Here is a 16,431-nt window from a genome sequence, read left to right as displayed (position 1 = left end):
GTCGGCACGGCGTCCCGACGGGCCCGGCAGTCGGCTCACCGCCCCACCCGCCCGTTGTACGGCGCCTCGTGCACCCCGAAGTGCTCACGCAGTGCGAGCCGGGCGGCGAACCAGCCGTTCATGCCCTGCACGCTCGGCCCGGGCGGGGTCGAGGCCGAACACAGGTAGAGCCCGCGCACGGGCGTGCGCCACGGCACGGGCGAGACCACCGGCCGCTTCACGAGCTGGGGCACGGTGAGCGCGCCGCCCAGGATGTCGCCGCCGACGTCGTTCGGGTTGCGCGCGCCGAGCTCGACGGCGCTCGTCGCGGTGCTCGCCAGCACCGTGTCGCGGAAGCCGGGCGCGAACCGCTCCATCTGCGCCGCCACGAGTTCGGTGGCGTCGAGCCGCGACCCGCGGGGCACGTGGATGTACGCCCAGAGCGTGTGCCGGCCGGCCGGCGCACGCGTCGGGTCGACCACGGTCGGCTGCACGACGAGCACGTAGGGGCGCTCGCTCACGCGCCCGGCGGCGACGGCGTGCTCGCTCGCCGCGATCTCCGCCGCGCTGCCGCCGAGGTGCACGGTCGGCGCGGCCCCGACGCGCGGGTCGGCCCACGGGACGGGGTCGGAGAGCGCGAAGTCGACCTTCGCGACCCCGTCGCCGTGCCGGTAGCGGCGCAGTGCGCGCCGGTACGGGGCCGGCAGGCGGTGCCCGGCGATCGCGTCGAGCGCCTCGACGGAGGTGTCGAGCAGCGTCACGCGGCTGCGCTCGAGATCGGCCGGCGAGCGCACCTCGTGGCCGGTCACGATCTCGCCGCCCAGGGCGACGAGTTCGGCGGCCAGCGCGTCGGCGATCGCCTGCGACCCGCCCACCGGAACCCCCCAGCCGCCCGCGTGCGCGTGCGCGCCGAGCAGCACGCCCGGGGCCGCCGTCGCGAGCGAGGGATGTCGGCCGATGGCGTGCGCGGCCGCGCCCGCGAGCATCGCCGGCGCGGTGGCACCGCGGAACCGGGCGGCGCCCAGCGCCGTGCCCTGCTCGAGCACCCGCGCGGCCATGAGCGCGGCGGCGACCGGCCGACGGGGCACGCGCAGCAGCTGCGAGCCGGTGAAGTCGACGACGCCGTCGATGCGCGCCACGAGCGGCGCGAACAGGCGGCGCCAGGCGGGGCCGTCGGCGCCGAGCTCGTCGGCGGTGCGGTCGAGGTCGCGCCAGGCGACGCCGGCGGGCGCAGCGTCGAGCGGGTGGGCGTACGAGGCGTCGGGCACGACGAAGGGCACCCGGTCGGTCAGCCCGAACGCCCGGAAGAACGGCGACGCGAGCGCGGCCGGGTGCACCGCCGAGCACAGGTCGTGGCGGAAGCCGGGCAGCGTGAGTTCCTCGGTGCGCATGCCGCCGCCGATCGTGTCGGCGCGCTCGGTCAGGCGCACCGACAGCCCCGCGGCCGCGAGGGTGACGGCGGCGGCGAGTCCGTTCGGCCCCGAGCCGACGACGTTGGCGTCGATCACGGGCGGGCCCCGAGGGCGATGGGAGCGACCAGCACACCGGCATCCTCCCGCATCCACCACAGTCCCGTCTCGCGATGCTCTCGGCGCGTGGCGAACCGGTACCGGTACACCCGTGCGCGCACCGCGACGGGCCGCCTGCCGTCGAACGGGTCGACGCGCAGCAGCCGGAGGGTCGCGGGGTCGGCCTCGAGCAGCCGCACGAGGAACGCGCGGAACCAGCCGTGGTCGGGCGCCCCGAGGGCGAGGAACCACATCAGCCAGTCGAGCCGCAGGTGGTACGGCGCGAACTGCCGCGGCACGCGCGCGGGGTCGCCCGGCTTGCCGTGGAACTCGTAGGCGACCCAGTCCCCCGGCCCGGGCTCCGCGGCCTCGGTGCCCTCGACCACCACCTCGTCGCGCCGCTTCGTGACCGTGCCGAACGCACCGTAGGCGTTCACCAGGTGGAACCGGTTGAAGCTGGCGTTCATGAGCTGGCGGCGGGCGAACAGGTTGCGCAGCGGCTGCCAGCTGAGCACCGCGAGCCCGGCGACGACGAGCGTCGTGACCACCGCGAACCACGCCGGGGTGGGCGCGTACGCCGTCTCGGCCGGCCACGCCGGCACGACCAGGTGCACCACCCCGTCGCCGATCGCCCCGCCGGCGAGCACCATCGTGAGCCAGTTCAGCCACGCGAAGTTGCCGGTGAGCACGAGCCAGGCCTGCGTGCCGACGATCACGAGGGCGGCGACGGATGCCACGGGCTGGGGCGCGAACAGCAGGAACGGCACCCCGAGCTGGGCGATGAAGTTCGCCACGACCTCCGACCGGTGGAACCAGCGCGGCAGCAGGTGCGCCCAGCGGCTCAGCGGGTTCGGCATGGGCTGGGTCTCGTGGTGGTACGTCAGCGCCGTCAGGTCGCGCCATTCGCGCCCGCCGCGCCACTTGATCATGCCGGCGCCGAACTCGAGCCGGAACACGAGCCACCAGGTGAAGCCGAGCACCAGGATCGGCGGGGCGACCCGGTTCGAGCCGAGGAACGCCACGACGAACAGCGACTCGAGCAACAGGCTCTCCCAGCCGAACGCGTAGAAGGTCTGCCCCACGGTCACGATCGACAGGTACAGCACCCAGAGCACGCCGAACGCGAGCATCGGCAGCCACGGCGGGCCGAGCTGCGGGACGCCCGCGACCAGGAGGGCGGCGACGAGCACGCCGAACGCGCAGCAGCCGCGGAGCATCCGATCGGAGTAGTGCCAGCGGAAGATCGTGGGCTGCCGCCGCGCGTACCCCAGCTCGAGGAACCGGGGCACGGGCAGCAGCCCCCGCTCGCCGAGGAGCGCCGGGAACTGCGACCAGGTCGACGCGAACGCGACCAGGGCGACCGCCGCGGTGCCGCGCTGCAGCACCTGCCGGGCGAACTCGAGGCCGTGCGCGTCGAGCAGCGCGAGCCAGTCCATCGGGCCCACGCTACGACCGGAGCGCCCGCACCGGCAATGGCCGGAGGTCCCGCGGCCGCCGCCACCCGTCGCGGGCGGGGACGGGCTCAGGCCTCCGGTGCGGCGCCGACCTCCTCGTCGGCGTCGGGCAGCGTGCGCATGCCGCGGAACGGCGAGAAGACCACCACGGCGCCGGCGAGCAGCTGGCAGATCGCGCCGACCCACATGGTCGGCACGACCCCGATGACGCTCGCGAGCGCGCCCGCGATGAGGCTCGAGATCGGCATGACGCCCCACACGACGAACCGGATCGACGCGTTCATGCGGCCGAGCAGGTGGTGCGGGGTGACGCGCTGGCGGAAGCTCACCTGGGCGATGTTGTAGACGAGCACCGAGAACGAGAAGCCGAGCTCGGCGACGATGAGCAGCGGCACGGCGAACTGCGGCACGGCGGCCGTCAGCGGTACGAGGCAGGCCGACAACCCGAACATCACGGTCGATGCGGGGATGACCGTGCCCTCGCCGAGCCGGCGCGTGAGCCACGGGGTCGCGAGCGCGCCCAGCAGCCCGCCGGCCGACCCGATGGAGAGCACGAGGCCGAGCACCGCCGGCGTGAGGCCGAGCTCGCGCAGCACGAGCAGGCTGACGAGGGTCATCGAGAGCGTGCCGAAGAAGTTCGCCAGCGCGGTGTTCAGCGTGATCCGCCGGATGAGGCGGTGGTGCCAGACGAACGACAGCCCCTCGCGGATCTCGGCGACGAGGCCGACGCCGGGCGTGCGCGGCTTCGGCGTCTCGTCGGCGCGGATGCCGAGCAGGAACGCGAACGACACGAGGTACCCGATCGCGGTGCCGAGGATCACGAACGGGGCCGAGACCAGCGCGAGCAGTCCGCCGCCGATCGCCGGCCCGCCGATGCGGGCGACCTGGGCGCTCGCCTCGAGCTTCGCGTTCGCCTCGCCGATGCGGGGGCGGCGCACCAGCACCGGGATGACCGACTGGTACGACACGTCGAAGAACACGGTCGCGGTGCCGATCACGAGGCCGACCAGGTAGACGTGCCACATCTCGAGCGCGTCGAGCGCCCAGAGCGCGGGGATCGCGGCGAGCGCCAGCGCGCGGACGAGGTCGGCGACGATCATGACCCGGCGCTTGCGCATGCGGTCGATCCAGGCGCCGGCGGGCAGCCCGACGACCAGGAACGCGGCCGTGTCGGCCGCGCTCAGCAGCCCCACCTCGAACTCGCTCGCGCCGAGCAGCACGATGGCGAGCACGGGGATCGCGACGTGCGCGAGCTGCGCGCCGAACTGGCTGACGGTCTGGCCGGCCCAGAGCCGGAGGAAGTCGCGGTCGCGCCAGAGCGAGGGGCCGGGGTCCGCGGCGTCCGGCGTCGCGGAGGTGGTGGTGTCGGTGCTCACGGCACTAGCATCGAGGTGTGATTGAGAAAAGTCAATCAGAAGCGGCGGATGCCTCCGGCAGCGCGCCCGACGCCGACGACGCGCCCGGCACGGGCGACGCCGAGGCGCTCGCCCACGCCCGCGCGAAGGCGCTCGCCTCCCCCCTGCGACTGCGCATCCTGCGCATCTGCCTGCACGAGCCGCACACCAACCGCGAGATCGCCGAGCGCCTCGGGCTGAACCCGGGCACCTGCCTGCACCACGTGCGCACGCTCGTGGCGACCGGGTTCCTGCGACGGGCGGATGCCGCGGACGACGGGCGCCCGGCACGGGAGGTGCCCTACCTCGCGACCCGGCTCAGCTGGCGGCATCCGCTCACCGGCGGCGCACGCGTGCTCGTCGAGGCGTTCCTCGAGGAGATCGAGGGGCTCGACGACGAGGAGCTGGGGCTCGCCCGACTCGGTCTCAGACTGGCGCCCGCCGAGCTCGAGGAGCTGCGGCAGCGCATGGGCGCACTGCTGCAGGAGTTCGCCGACCGGCCGAGCGCCCCCGACGGCGACGCGGTGTCGGTCTTCGTCGCGGTGCACCCCGATCGCGCCAACCAGGGCTGAGGAGGCGCTCGGCCGATCAGCCGGCGACGATCGTGCGCGCCCCGGCCTCCGACTCGTCGAGGTCGCCGGTCTGCCCGGCGCGCACGGCCCTGCCCCCGAGCACCAGCATGTAGGCGAGGAACGCGCCCAGCGCGAGCACGCCGATGCCGACCTTCACCGGCCAGGGCCACGGCGCGGGCGTCACGAACCCCTCGATCACGCCCGAGACGAGCAGCACGACCACGAGCCCGAGTGCGATCGAGAACAGCGCGCGACCGTCCTCGGCGAGCGCCTGCGCGCGCGTGCGGCGCCCGGGTGCGACCCACGACCAGAAGATGCGCAGGCCCGCCGCGGCGGCCACGAACACGGCCGTCAGCTCGAGCAGGCCGTGCGGCGCGATGTAGGCGAAGAAGGTGTCGCCCTCGCCGTACGCGAACATCACCGCGGCGGTGACGCCGAGGTTCTGCGCGTTCTGCAGGATGACGTACGGCACGAACACGCCCGTGATGCCGAAGGCGATGCACTGGGCCGCGATCCAGGCGTTGTTGGTCCAGACCAGCCCGGTGAACGAGGCCGCGGGGTTCTCCGAGTAGTAGTCGACGAAGTCCTCGCGCGCGAGCTGCGCGAACTGCTCGTCGGTGCCGAGCGACGCCAGCACGCGCGGGTCCGCCGACGCCCAACCGGCGAACAGCCCGGCCACGGCGAAGGTCGCGAGCGCGATCGCGAGGGTCAGCCAGCGCACCCGGTACAGGGCCGCCGGCAGCTGCACCACCGCGAACTCGGGCACGCGCGCGAACAGGTTCGTGCCGGTGCCGGTGAAGCGGATGCGCGCACGGGACAGCGCGACCGAGAGCCGCGCACCCAGCGCCGTGTCCCCCGCCGTCGACTGCAGCGCGGACAGGTCGGCGGCGCCCGCCTGGTACCGGGCGATGAGCTCGTCGGCCTCCGCCCCGTCGAGCCGGCGCTGCCGGGCGAGCGCGTCGAGCCGCTCCCACTCGGTGCGGCGGGCGGCGGCCAGGGCGTCGAGGTCCATCTGCTTGAATACTACCCATGCCCGCCGAGCCCGATCCGGACGCCCCGGGCGACGCCTACGTCGTCGGCGAGGCGGTCGCCCTCGACGTCCGCACGGCCAGCGTGTTCCTGCGCGCGGGAGGTGCCGCGATCGACGTGGTCGCGACCGTGCTCGCCGCGCTGCTCACGTTCGTCGCGGCGGCGAACGTCACCGCGATCGCGCTCGACACGGCGCTGGGCCAGGCGGTCGGCGTGGGCATCCTCGCGACCTTCCTCGTCATCGTGCCGACCGTGGTGGAGACCGCGAGCTCGGGCCGCTCGCTCGGCAAGCTCGCCATCGGCGCACGCGTCGTGCGCGACGACGGCGGCGCCATCCAGGCGCGCCACGCGTTCGTGCGCGCGCTCGTCGGCGTGCTCGAGATCTACCTGACCTTCGGCGGCCTCGCCCTCACGGTCGGCTTCCTCAACGCGCAGGGCAAGCGGCTCGGCGACATCCTCGCCGGCACGCACGCACAGGCCGAGCGGGTGCCGGCGGTGCCCCGCGCCGTGACGCAGCTGCCGCCCGAGCTGGCCGACTGGGCGCGCACGGCCGACGTCGCCCGGCTCCCCGACCCGCTCGCGCGGCGCATCGCGCAGTTCCTCTCCCAGGCGCCGCACCTCGCGCCCGCGAGCCGCGATCGCCTCGCGACCGCGCTGGCCCGCGAGGTCGAACCCTACGTCGCCCCCGTCCCGCAGGTGCACCCCGAGGCGCTGCTCGCGGGCGTCGTCGCCGTGCGCCGCCACCGCGACGCGGTCGCCCTGGAGCTCGAGGCCGAACGCATGCGCGCCCTCGCCCCGGTGCTCGACGGCACGCCGAACGGGTTCCCGGCGCGCTGAGCGCGGACGCCGCCGCGCGGCATCCGCCCGCGGTCAGTACCGGTAGTGGTCGACCTTGTACGGCCCGTCGACCGGCACGCCGATGTACGCCGCCTGCTCGGGCGTGAGCTCGGTGAGCTCCACGCCGAGCGCGCCGAGGTGCAGTCGGGCCACCTTCTCGTCGAGGTGCTTGGGCAGCACGTACACGCCCGTCGGGTACGCGTCGGTGCGGGTGTAGAGCTCCAGCTGCGCGAGCACCTGGTTCGTGAACGAGTTGCTCATGACGAACGACGGATGCCCCGTGGCGTTCCCGAGGTTCATCAGGCGGCCCTCGCTCAGCACCAGCACGCTGCGCCCGTTCGGCAGCCGCCACTCGTGCACCTGCGGCTTGATCTCGACCCGCTCGGCGCCCGCCAGCGACTCGAGGCCCGCCATGTCGATCTCGTTGTCGAAGTGCCCGACGTTCGCGACCACCGCGAGGTGCTTCAGGGCCAGCAGGTGCTCGACGCGCACGACGTCCTTGTTGCCGGTGCCCGTGACGAGGATGTCGATCTCGCCGGCGACGGTCTCGAGGCGCTTGACCTCGAAGCCGTCCATGGCCGCCTGCAGGGCGTTGATCGGGTCGATCTCGCTCACGATCACGCGCGCGCCCTGGCCGCGCAGCGCCTCGGCGGCGCCCTTGCCGACGTCGCCGTAGCCCGCCACGAACGCCACCTTGCCGCCCATGAGCACGTCGGTGGCGCGGTTCAGCCCGTCGGGCAGCGAGTGGCGGATGCCGTACTTGTTGTCGAACTTCGACTTCGTGACCGAGTCGTTGACGTTGATGGCGGGGAACAGCAGCTCCCCCGCGGCGTGCAGCTCGTACAGCCGGTGCACGCCGGTCGTGGTCTCCTCGGTGACGCCGAGGAGGCCGTCGGCGACCCGCGTCCAGCGGCCGGCGTCGCGCTCGAGGGACGCACGGAGGGTGTCGAGCACGACCCGGTACTCGGCACTCGCGTCGTCGCCCGCCTCGGGCACGGCACCGGACGCCTCGAACTCGCGGCCCTGGTGTACCAGGAGGGTCGCGTCGCCGCCGTCGTCGAGGATCAGGTTCGGTCCGGTCCGGTCCACGCCCTCCGACGCCGCCTCGGCGCTCCAGTCGAAGATGCGGTCGGTGCACCACCAGTACTCCTCGAGCGTCTCGCCCTTCCAGGCGAAGACCGGTACGCCGGCGGGCGCGTCGACCGTGCCGGCGGGGCCCACCACGACCGCGGCGGCCGCCTCGTCCTGCGTGGAGAAGATGTTGCAGCTGGCCCACCGCACGCGGGCGCCGAGCGCGACGAGCGTCTCGATGAGCACCGCGGTCTGCACCGTCATGTGCAGGCTCCCCGCGATGCGGGCGCCGGCGAGGGGCTGCGACGGGCCGAACTCCTCGCGGAGGGCCATCAGCCCGGGCATCTCGTTCTCGGCCAGTCGGATCTGGTGGCGACCGGCGGGCGCCAGCGACAGGTCGGCGACCTTGAACGGCAGTGCGGCGGTGTCGGAGAGGGTGCTCATGGCACCATTCTCGCAGCCCGGCGCCGCGGGTGACGCGGGCGGTCGGCGTCAGGCCGGGGCGCCCCGCTCGCCGACGAGTCCGTCCCCGAGCACCGCGTGCCGCACGACCTGCCAGCCCTGCGGTGCCGAGGTGCGTTCGGCGTGCCGTGCGCACAGGTCGTAGCAGTGCGGCTCGGCCGACACCGCGAGCGGACCGAGCACGGCCATCTGGTCGGCGTAGACGTAGGTGAGCGTCGCGACCGCCGGGGCGGTGCAGGCGATGCGCGAGCAGGTGCGGTCCATGGCGGATCCAGCGTAGCGACACCGCGGGCGACATTAGGATTGCGACATGCCACGACCCCGCCGCCGCACCGCGGTTCCGCCGTCGCCCAGGCGGTCGGCCCGCAACCGCCACGGGCGCGGGCTGCGCTCGTCGGTCGCGGGGCCGCACCTGCCCATGCTGCGCACCCGCGAGGGCGACTTCGAGCTGATCGTCTCGACGACCGCCTCGTACCTGCGCGGACTCTGGCCCGACGAGCTGGCCGGCGCGAGCTTCGAGATCGCGCAGGCGCCCGCCGAGGCCATCCACGACGACCACGTCGACCGCTGGAAGGTCGACCACGATGCGCGCCGCATCGTGCTCTACCGGCTGCCCATCGTGCGCTTCGCCCACGCGGAGGACGTCGACGACCTGCACGAGCGCATGCTCATCGAGAGCTGCGTGTTCCGTGCCGTGGGCGAACTGCTCGACATGGACCCCTGGGAGCTCGCGCCGAACCGCTACCGCGGGTTCTGACGGCCGCTCATCGCGGGTAGACGCGGATCGGCGCGTCCAGCGCACCGGGCGGCAGGACCGCGTACGACGACGCCTCGGTGGCGTCGAGGTAGGTGACGGCCGCGCGCACCCCGACCGCGTCCTCGATGCGGAGCACGTCCCCCGGCGAGACGGCCACGGCCGCGGATCCGCCCTCCGGCAGCGCGACCGTGCGCTCCCCGCCCGCCACGTCGACGAGGCGCACCTCGCGTGCATCGTCGTCGTTCACGAGCACCAGCGTCGGCGACGGGCCCGGCGCGACGGCGACCGACGCGTCCTCGCCGAGGGCGGGCGCCGCGGCGTACCACGCCAGGTCGCTCCCGGCGTCGCCGTCGGGGTCGCCGGCGGTCGACCGGGCGGCAGCGACGACCGGCACGTCCGACCGCACGCGCACGTCGACCCGCTCGCCGGACAGCGCCGGCATCGGCACGTCGGCCACGAGTCCCCCGCGCAGCTGCAGTTCCACGGCCGCCAGCGTGGTGCCGTCGGCGGCCTGGAACGTCACCGAGGCGGCACCATCGTCCGCTCCCGGGGCGAGCACGCGCACGATCGACGCCGCGTCGTCGTCGGCCGCGTGGTCGGGGTCGGCGTCGGTGGCCATGCCCGGTGCGACGCCCGGGATCACGAGCTCGGTCGCGGGCGCCTGACCGGCGCCGACGATCTCCACGCCGTCGGGATCGAGCCCGCGCACCACGCTCTGCTGCAGGGTCGGCACCACGCGGCCGCCCGCGCTCAGGACGTGCACCACCGGCGAGCGCGCGTCGGGCGCGATGCCCGCGAGCGGCAGCAGGCGCTGGGTCCCCGGGGCGACCACGACCGATGCCGTGCCCACCACCGCGCCGAGCTCGGACGAGACCTCGAGCCGCACCGTCGCCGCGACATCGCCCACGTTGACGAGCGACAGCACGGTGGTGCGTCCGACCGACACCGATCCGCCGACGAGCCAGGCCTCGGCAACGGGCTCGGTGCACGACGCTGCGGCGAACCCGGCGACCCGCTCGGAGGCGACGCGCTGGGACGACGCGGCCGCGAGCATGCCCGGCTCGACGGCACCCGGTGCGGTCGAGAACCACGCCACGCCTCCGACCGCGTCGGCACCGGCGATGTCGGGCGCGTCGGCGACGCCGGTCTCGACCTCGGCATCGGCGTCGGCGCCGGCATCGGCCGGCAGCGCGCCCGACACGATCGACGGCGCGCCGAGTGCGGTCGCCGAGGTCGCCTCGGCGGCGTCCTCCGCGAGCGCGACGAGCGGTCCCGCGCACGCGCGCACCTCCTGCGCATCGGCGGGCAGCACGCGCACCGAGGGCGAGGGCGCGACCACCTCGGGCAGGGGGCCGAACGCGGCGACGCCCACCACGGCGGCGCCGGCGGCGAGCGCGAGGACGCCGCCGCCCACGCGTGCGCCGACGAGCGCGACGGTCCGTGCGGTGCTCATGCGTCTCCCCCCTCGCGTCCGCGGGCGTCGTCTGCGGCGTCGGCGTCCTCGGCCGGCGCGCCATCGGGCGCCCTGCCGGTGGGCCCCGGGGCGGTCGCCTCGTCGCCCGCGCCGTCCGGCGTCCCGTCGCCCGCGCCGTCCCGCTCCGCCTCCGCCGCGTCGGCCGCCTCGGCGTCGCGCTCGGCCTCCGCGTCGGCGTGCACCACGGCGTCGACGAGCGGCGGCGCGACCGGACGACGTCGGCCGCGCTCGCGCCCCGCGCCGACGGGGATCGCCAGCAGCAGGGTGCCGAGCACGACGACCAGCTGCACCACGTCGACCCAGACGGCCCACCACCCGCCGGCGTCCGCCGGAACCGCGGTCGCCGGGGCACCCGCCTCGGCCGCGTCGTAGCGGTACAGCCGGCCGAAGTCGGTGTCGCCCACCGGTACGAGCGCCGCGTTGTCGTCGAGCGCGATCTCCGCGCGCTCGGCCGTGGTCTGCGCGCGCGTCGCCTCGATGGCGGGCGGGGCGAGCAGCACGAACCGGATGCCGAACCGGTCGAGCCCCGCGGTGGTGTCGTACCCGGTGCGGCTCGCGAGGTTGCCCGCCAGCTCCGCGAGCGCCAGCTGGTCGGGATCGAGGTCCTCCGCCGTCGCGGCGAGCGTCGACTGGTCGTTCAGGGTCGTGCCCGCGCCGTGCTCCAGCACCGCGCGCAACCCGCCGCCCTCCTGCGGCACGAGGCGGAGGGTGGCGACCCGCGGGTCCTCGGCCGCCGCCGCCTGGACGAACGCCGGGACCGTCCGTTCCTCCGATTCCTGCAACGCGGCCGAACCGGTCGCGATCGCGATGCCGATCGGCAGCACGGCCACGGCCGCGCCGAGCAGCGCGAGCGAGCCGGGCACGGCGGAGTACCGGCCCATCGCGCGAAGCGTGACGAGCAGCGCCCCGAGCAGGCCGAGCCAGTAGAGGCTGAGGCCGGCGCCGGTCCACACCCGCACCGCCTCCTCGCCCGCGGTCGCGATCGCGATCTGACCGGCCAGCGCCGCCGTGACGAACCCGGCCAGCGCGACGGCGAGCGCACCGAGCCCGGCCCGCGCCCCGCGCACGAACAGCGCGGCCGCGGCGAGCAGCCCGAGCGGCGCGAGCAGCACGGCGACCGGCAGCCACGGCGGCACCGCGGCACCGGCGAGCGCGGCCACGGGCTCCGCCCAGGCGGCGTAGGCGTCGGCGGGGAACGCGAACAACAGGGCCGCGCCCCCGGTCGGGCCCGACGACACGGGCAGGCCGGGGTCGGCGAGCAGCCCGAGGGCGGTGCCGCGCGCGACCTGGTCGATCACGAGCGGCGCGGCCAGCACGAGCGCCGGCACCGGGATGCCGAGGTACCGGAGCGGATGCCGCGTGGCGACCACGGCCGCGAGCCAGCCGAGCACGAGCGCGGGCGCCAGCGAGGGCGCGCACGCGATGACGGCGGCGAACAGCAGTGCCGACGCGGCGGAGGCGGGCCAGGAGCGCATGGCGGCGAGCATCGACCAGACCAGCCACGGCAGCAGCACGTGCGCGAGCACGGCGCCGGGGCGCCCCTCGCCGAGCGCGACGACCAGGGGCGGCGCGACCGCCCAGGCGAGCGCGACGACCGCCCGGATGCCGGCGCGATCGGTCAGGCGTGCGGCCGCATACCACGCGCCGACCGCCGCCAGCGGGATCGCCGCCACCCAGAGCAGCACCATCGCGAACGACGGCGACCACGGCGTGACGCTGCCGAGCAGCGCGAGCACGCTCGCGAACGGGTCGGCAGCGCCGACGAACCCCGTGCCGACGTCGCGCCAGCCGTAGCCGGCCGACGACCAGAGCTCGCCGACACGCGGCGCGAGCGGCAGGAGGCCGCCCCCGGCCAGCCCGCGCGCGCCGACGAGCACGGTGAACAGGCCGATCGACGCCAGCACGGCCACGAGCAGCGTCCAGCCTCCGCCCCCGGCGATGAACTGGACCTCCTCGCGCGTCCCGCGCGCGCGGACGCGGCGCGCGTCGCGCTCCTGGGCGCGACGTCGCCGCAGTTCGTCGGGCGGCACGCGCAGCGGCGCGATCGCGCTCCAGCGGGCGGACCGGTGGGCTCGGATGCGACGCCGGGACGCCGCGACGGGGACGAACGCGACCAGCGCCCGCGCGGTGGCGGACCACTCGCCGGGGATCGCGCCCGGCGCCTTCGTCAGCAGGTGCCAGGCCGAGCGCAGCACCGCGAGCGGGAGCAGGGCGATCCAGTGCACGGGCAGCATCGGCGCGGGCGCGTAGGCGAACCGGCGGTGCAGCTGCGCCGATCGACGCACGCGGTGCGCGCGGCGACGGGCGACGGCTCCGGTCGCGCCACCGCCCGGGAGCTCGCGCTCCGCGACGCGTACGGCGGCCGCGGGCACGACGGCGACCCGGCCGCCGGCGAGCCGGGCGCGCACCCCGAGGTCGAGCCCGTCGTCGAGCCACGGCAGCGCCGGATCGAACCCGTCGAGGTCGCGCCAGGTCGAGCGCCGCACGAGGAGCGCGCGCGACGAGGCGCCGATGACGTCGCTCATGCCGTCGTGCTGACCCTGGTCGAGTTCGTCCCCCACGAGGTCCACCGCGGCGCCTAGCCGGGTCATCGACTCGCCCATCGAGGCGATGCGGTCCGGCTCGTGCCAGTGCACCAGCTTCGGCGCGGCGACGACCACCGAGGGCGCGGTCTCGAGTTCCGCGACCAGTGCGTCGAGGCTTCCCGGGGCGGGCGCGGTGCCGTCCGCCAGCAGCCAGAGCATGTCGTCCTCACTGCCGTCGGGCAGGACGCGGACGCCCTCGCGCACGGCTGCGCCGAAGGCGAGCTCCTGCGCGCTGGTGACGATGTGGTCGGGGCCTGCGGCCTCGATGCGCGACAGCGCGGCATCCGTCGCCCGGCAGGCGACCACGGCGAGCCCGTCGACCGCGCGCCGCTGGGCGCGGACGGCCTCGAGCGTCCGCTCGAGGTGCGGTGCCTCGCCGTGGACGACGAGGACGGCGGTGACACTCGGGATCATCGCGCTCAGCCTAGGTCGGCCCGGCGCGGACGCCGCTCAACCGCCCGGCGCGCCCCGATCGGGGCGCGCGTCGTCGCGCTGCTCAGACCGCGCGTCGCCGCAGCTTGCGCCGCTCGCGCTCGGAGAGGCCGCCCCAGATGCCGAAGCGCTCGTCGTTCTCGAGCGCGTACTCGAGGCACTGCGAGCGCACCTCGCACGTGGTGCAGATCTTCTTGGCGTCGCGCGTCGAGCCGCCCTTCTCGGGGAAGAACGCCTCGGGATCGGTCTGCGCGCAGAGCGCATCCGTCTGCCAGGAGAGCGGATTGTCGTCGTCGGTCTGTGCACGAACCCCCGGGACCCCGAGTCGCACGGGGTCGATGAACCAGTCGTCCGGTACGCCAGAACGATACTCAGGAACAGCCATATCGTCTCCCACCCAGTTGTACCGACTCGGCGTGTCGCCGCGTCACGAGTAATTACACTCGTGTAGTTCACGCGCGTCAAGTCGCGGATGCTAAACCCTCAACCACGCATCGAGGGTGAGGCGGGGCCCGCGACACGCCGCACGGGTCGAATCGTGACCCGATCGACGGCCGTCAGGCGGCCGCGCGACGCGCCTCCCAGGCGCTCGCGACCATCTCGGCGAGGGTGTGGCGCATGCGCCAGTCGAGGTCGCGCGCGGCGAGGTCGCCCGAGGCGACGATCCTGGCGGGATCCCCCGGCCGGCGCGGCGCGATCTCGGGGGTGAAGTCGATGCCCGTGACCTCGGCCATCGCCCGCATGATCTCGCCGACGGACACGCCGTCGCCGGACCCGAGGTTGTACACGGGCTCGATGGCCGCGCCGTCGGCGAGGCGCTTCGCGGCGACGACGTGGGCCGCGGCGAGGTCGGCGACGTGCAGGTAGTCGCGCACGCACGTGCCGTCGGGCGTCGGGTAGTCGTCGCCGTTGATGCGCGGCGTCCGCCCCTCGAGCAGCGCGTCGAACACGAGCGGGAACAGGTTGTGCGGGCTCACGTCGTAGACGTCCGGCGTGCCGGAGCCGACGACGTTGAAGTAGCGCAGCGAGGTGTGCCGCAGGCCCGTGGCGACGCCCTGGTCGCGCAGCATCCACTCGCCGATCAGCTTCGATTCGCCGTACGGCGACTCCGGCGACTTCGGCGTGTCCTCGGTGACGAGGTCGACGTCGGGGGTGCCGTAGACCGCAGCGCTCGAGGAGAAGACGACGCGGTCCACGCCGTGCTCCTGCATGGCGGCGAGCAGCGTCGCCGTTCCGGTGACGTTCTGGCGATAGGTGTGCAGGGGCTGCTGCACCGAGACGCCCGCGTACTTGAACCCGGCGACGTGGATGACGCCCGCGATCTCGTACTCGCGGAGCGTGCGGTCGACGATGGGGCCGTCGAGGATCGATCCGTGCACGAGCGGCACCCCCTCGGGGACGAAGCCGCGGCGCCCGGAGGACAGGTCGTCGAGCACCACGGTGCCGAGCCCCTCCGCGACGAGTGCGCGCACCACGTGCGCCCCGATGTACCCGGCACCGCCGGTCACCAACCAGTTCACGTCCACTCCTCCCGGACCGGCTCGAGCCGGCCCGTCGACACTCTATCGACGGACCGGCTCGCGCACGGGGCGGTGAGGGGCGACCGGCGTGGGCCGGCCGGCCGGAATCAGATCCGGGGCGTGGCGCGACGCTCGACGTGGCGGATGCGGTTGCGGATCTCGGGGCGGCCGTAACCGTCGCCGTCGATCCCCCGGAGCGTCTCGACGACGCCCCACGCGGCCACCGCGGCGAGGATGAGGATGAAGAGAATGGTCATGGCAGAAAATCTACGGATTGCCAGATCGTGCCACCAGTGGCAGGATTGACATGCATCGGCACATTCCTGCCACGATCCACGAGAGGGGCCGACATGCTCCAGACCGTCGCCTGCATCGCCCTCCCCCAGCTCGCGCCGTTCGAGTTCGGCGTCATCTGCGAGGTCTTCGGCATCGACCGCACCGAACAGGGCGGGCCCACGTTCGACTTCCACGTCGTCGCCGCCGAGCCGGGCCCGCTGCCCACCAAGCTCGGGTTCGGCCTCGTCGTCGAGGAGGACCTCTCCTTCGCCGAGACCGCCGACCTCGTCGCCGTGCCCGCCTCCATCGTCGACTCCCCCACGCACCCCGAGGTGCTCCGCGTCATCCGCGAGGCCGTCGACCGGGGCGCCTGGGTGCTCTCGGTCTGCAGCGGCGCCTTCACGCTGGCGCAGGCGGGCGTGCTCGACGGCCGGCGCTGCACCACGCACTGGATGTACACCGACGCGCTCCAGCAGCGGTACCCGCGCACGCAGGTCGACCCCGACGTGCTCTTCGTGCAGGACGGCCGGGTGGTCACGGGCGCCGGCACCGCGGCCGGCATCGACGCGGCCCTGCACATCGTCCGCACCGAGCTCGGCGCGGGAGCGGCGAACATCGTCGCCCGCCGCATGGTCGTGCCGCCGCAGCGCGACGGCGGCCAGTCGCAGTTCGTGCAGCAGCCGGTGCCCGAGGTGCGCGCGGACTCCCTGGCCGAGGTCACCGACTGGATGCTCGAGCACCTCGACGAGGACCTCTCGGTCGAGGTGCTCGCGCGGCGCGCACTCATGTCGCCGCGCACGTTCGCCCGGCGGTTCCGCGCCGCGACCGGCACCACGCCGACCGCGTGGCTGAACCGCCAGCGCCTCCTCCGCGCGCAGCAGCTGCTCGAGACGAGCGACCTCACGCTCGAGGAGATCGCGCGCGACACCGGGTTCGGCGCGGCCGCGGTCATGCGGCACCACTTCGTGAAGGTGCTGCAGACCACCCCGACGGCCTACCGCCGCACCTTCACGCAGCGCATCGCATCCTGAGCACGACGGGCGGATGCCTCCGGGCGCAGCCGCACGCCGCGCGCGCCGTC

General features: G+C 74.8%; 15 protein-coding genes. 4 read left to right on the top strand and 11 right to left on the bottom strand.

What is annotated here, in order from left to right; genetic code table 11:
• Positions 1–35 precede the first annotated feature (35 nt).
• From ABZK10_RS11215 to ABZK10_RS11205, 3 genes are all read right to left on the bottom strand, one after another.
• Positions 36–1,487: a phytoene desaturase family protein gene (locus ABZK10_RS11215; RefSeq protein WP_353809282.1), complete on the bottom strand. Its 1,452-nt coding sequence runs from the start codon at positions 1,485–1,487 to the stop codon at positions 36–38.
• Positions 1,484–2,923, bottom strand: coding sequence for a lipase maturation factor family protein (locus tag ABZK10_RS11210; RefSeq protein WP_353809281.1), 1,440 nt, complete (start codon positions 2,921–2,923; stop codon positions 1,484–1,486). The genes ABZK10_RS11215 and ABZK10_RS11210 overlap by 4 nt, the downstream gene beginning before the upstream one ends.
• Positions 2,924–3,009: 86 nt before the next feature.
• Complete coding sequence (locus tag ABZK10_RS11205; protein ID WP_353809280.1) at positions 3,010–4,317, bottom strand: MFS transporter; 1,308 nt, start codon at positions 4,315–4,317, stop codon at positions 3,010–3,012.
• 17 nt (positions 4,318–4,334) lie between these two features.
• Between ABZK10_RS11205 and ABZK10_RS11200 the strand changes: the two genes are divergently transcribed.
• Complete coding sequence (locus ABZK10_RS11200; protein WP_353809279.1) at positions 4,335–4,907, top strand: winged helix-turn-helix transcriptional regulator; 573 nt, start codon at positions 4,335–4,337, stop codon at positions 4,905–4,907.
• A 16-nt stretch (positions 4,908–4,923) separates the two neighbouring features.
• On the opposite strand, the gene ABZK10_RS11195 is transcribed toward ABZK10_RS11200, so the two are convergent.
• Positions 4,924–5,919: a stage II sporulation protein M gene (locus ABZK10_RS11195; RefSeq protein ID WP_353809278.1), complete on the bottom strand. Its 996-nt coding sequence runs from the start codon at positions 5,917–5,919 to the stop codon at positions 4,924–4,926.
• A 17-nt stretch (positions 5,920–5,936) separates the two neighbouring features.
• Here ABZK10_RS11195 and ABZK10_RS11190 point away from each other — a divergent pair, with 17 nt between their 5' ends.
• Positions 5,937–6,773, top strand: a complete 837-nt coding sequence (locus tag ABZK10_RS11190) for an RDD family protein (protein WP_353809277.1) — start codon at positions 5,937–5,939, stop codon at positions 6,771–6,773.
• Positions 6,774–6,806: 33 nt separating this feature from the next.
• Here the strand turns inward: ABZK10_RS11190 and ahcY are convergent, their stop codons facing one another.
• A complete protein-coding gene (ahcY, locus tag ABZK10_RS11185) occupies positions 6,807–8,288 on the bottom strand; it encodes an adenosylhomocysteinase (RefSeq protein ID WP_353809276.1) in 1,482 nt (493 codons plus the stop codon).
• A 48-nt stretch (positions 8,289–8,336) separates the two neighbouring features.
• The gene (locus ABZK10_RS11180) at positions 8,337–8,570 is read right to left on the bottom strand and encodes a DUF3499 family protein (protein WP_353809275.1); all 234 of its coding nucleotides are present in this window, start codon (positions 8,568–8,570) and stop codon (positions 8,337–8,339) included.
• A gap of 46 nt (positions 8,571–8,616) precedes the next feature.
• Here ABZK10_RS11180 and ABZK10_RS11175 point away from each other — a divergent pair, with 46 nt between their 5' ends.
• Positions 8,617–9,063 (top strand): hypothetical protein, encoded by a 447-nt coding sequence (locus ABZK10_RS11175; RefSeq protein ID WP_353809274.1) that lies wholly within the window; start codon positions 8,617–8,619, stop codon positions 9,061–9,063.
• A 7-nt stretch (positions 9,064–9,070) separates the two neighbouring features.
• On the opposite strand, the gene ABZK10_RS11170 is transcribed toward ABZK10_RS11175, so the two are convergent.
• The 5 genes from ABZK10_RS11170 to ABZK10_RS11150 all read right to left on the bottom strand — a co-directional run bounded on the left by ABZK10_RS11170 (position 9,071) and on the right by ABZK10_RS11150 (position 15,331).
• On the bottom strand, positions 9,071–10,516 hold the full coding sequence (locus ABZK10_RS11170; RefSeq protein WP_353809273.1) for a DUF5719 family protein: 1,446 nt from the start codon (positions 10,514–10,516) through the stop codon (positions 9,071–9,073).
• Positions 10,513–13,536: a glycosyltransferase family 2 protein gene (locus tag ABZK10_RS11165; protein WP_353809272.1), complete on the bottom strand. Its 3,024-nt coding sequence runs from the start codon at positions 13,534–13,536 to the stop codon at positions 10,513–10,515. Before ABZK10_RS11165 ends, ABZK10_RS11170 begins: the two co-directional genes overlap by 4 nt.
• Positions 13,537–13,618: 82 nt before the next feature.
• Positions 13,619–13,939 (bottom strand): WhiB family transcriptional regulator, encoded by a 321-nt coding sequence (locus tag ABZK10_RS11160; protein WP_353809271.1) that lies wholly within the window; start codon positions 13,937–13,939, stop codon positions 13,619–13,621.
• A gap of 172 nt (positions 13,940–14,111) precedes the next feature.
• Positions 14,112–15,074, bottom strand: a complete 963-nt coding sequence (gene galE, locus ABZK10_RS11155) for a UDP-glucose 4-epimerase GalE (RefSeq protein ID WP_353809270.1) — start codon at positions 15,072–15,074, stop codon at positions 14,112–14,114.
• Between the two features lie 107 nt (positions 15,075–15,181).
• Positions 15,182–15,331: a hypothetical protein gene (locus ABZK10_RS11150; protein WP_353809269.1), complete on the bottom strand. Its 150-nt coding sequence runs from the start codon at positions 15,329–15,331 to the stop codon at positions 15,182–15,184.
• Between the two features lie 93 nt (positions 15,332–15,424).
• Here ABZK10_RS11150 and ABZK10_RS11145 point away from each other — a divergent pair, with 93 nt between their 5' ends.
• Positions 15,425–16,381, top strand: coding sequence for a GlxA family transcriptional regulator (locus ABZK10_RS11145; RefSeq protein ID WP_353809268.1), 957 nt, complete (start codon positions 15,425–15,427; stop codon positions 16,379–16,381).
• Positions 16,382–16,431: the final 50 nt, after the last annotated feature.

Source organism: Agromyces sp. SYSU T00194 (assembly GCF_040496035.1).
GTDB classification, from domain to species: Bacteria; Actinomycetota; Actinomycetes; order Actinomycetales; family Microbacteriaceae; genus Agromyces; species Agromyces chitinivorans.
This window is presented reverse-complemented; position numbering and strand designations above follow the sequence as displayed.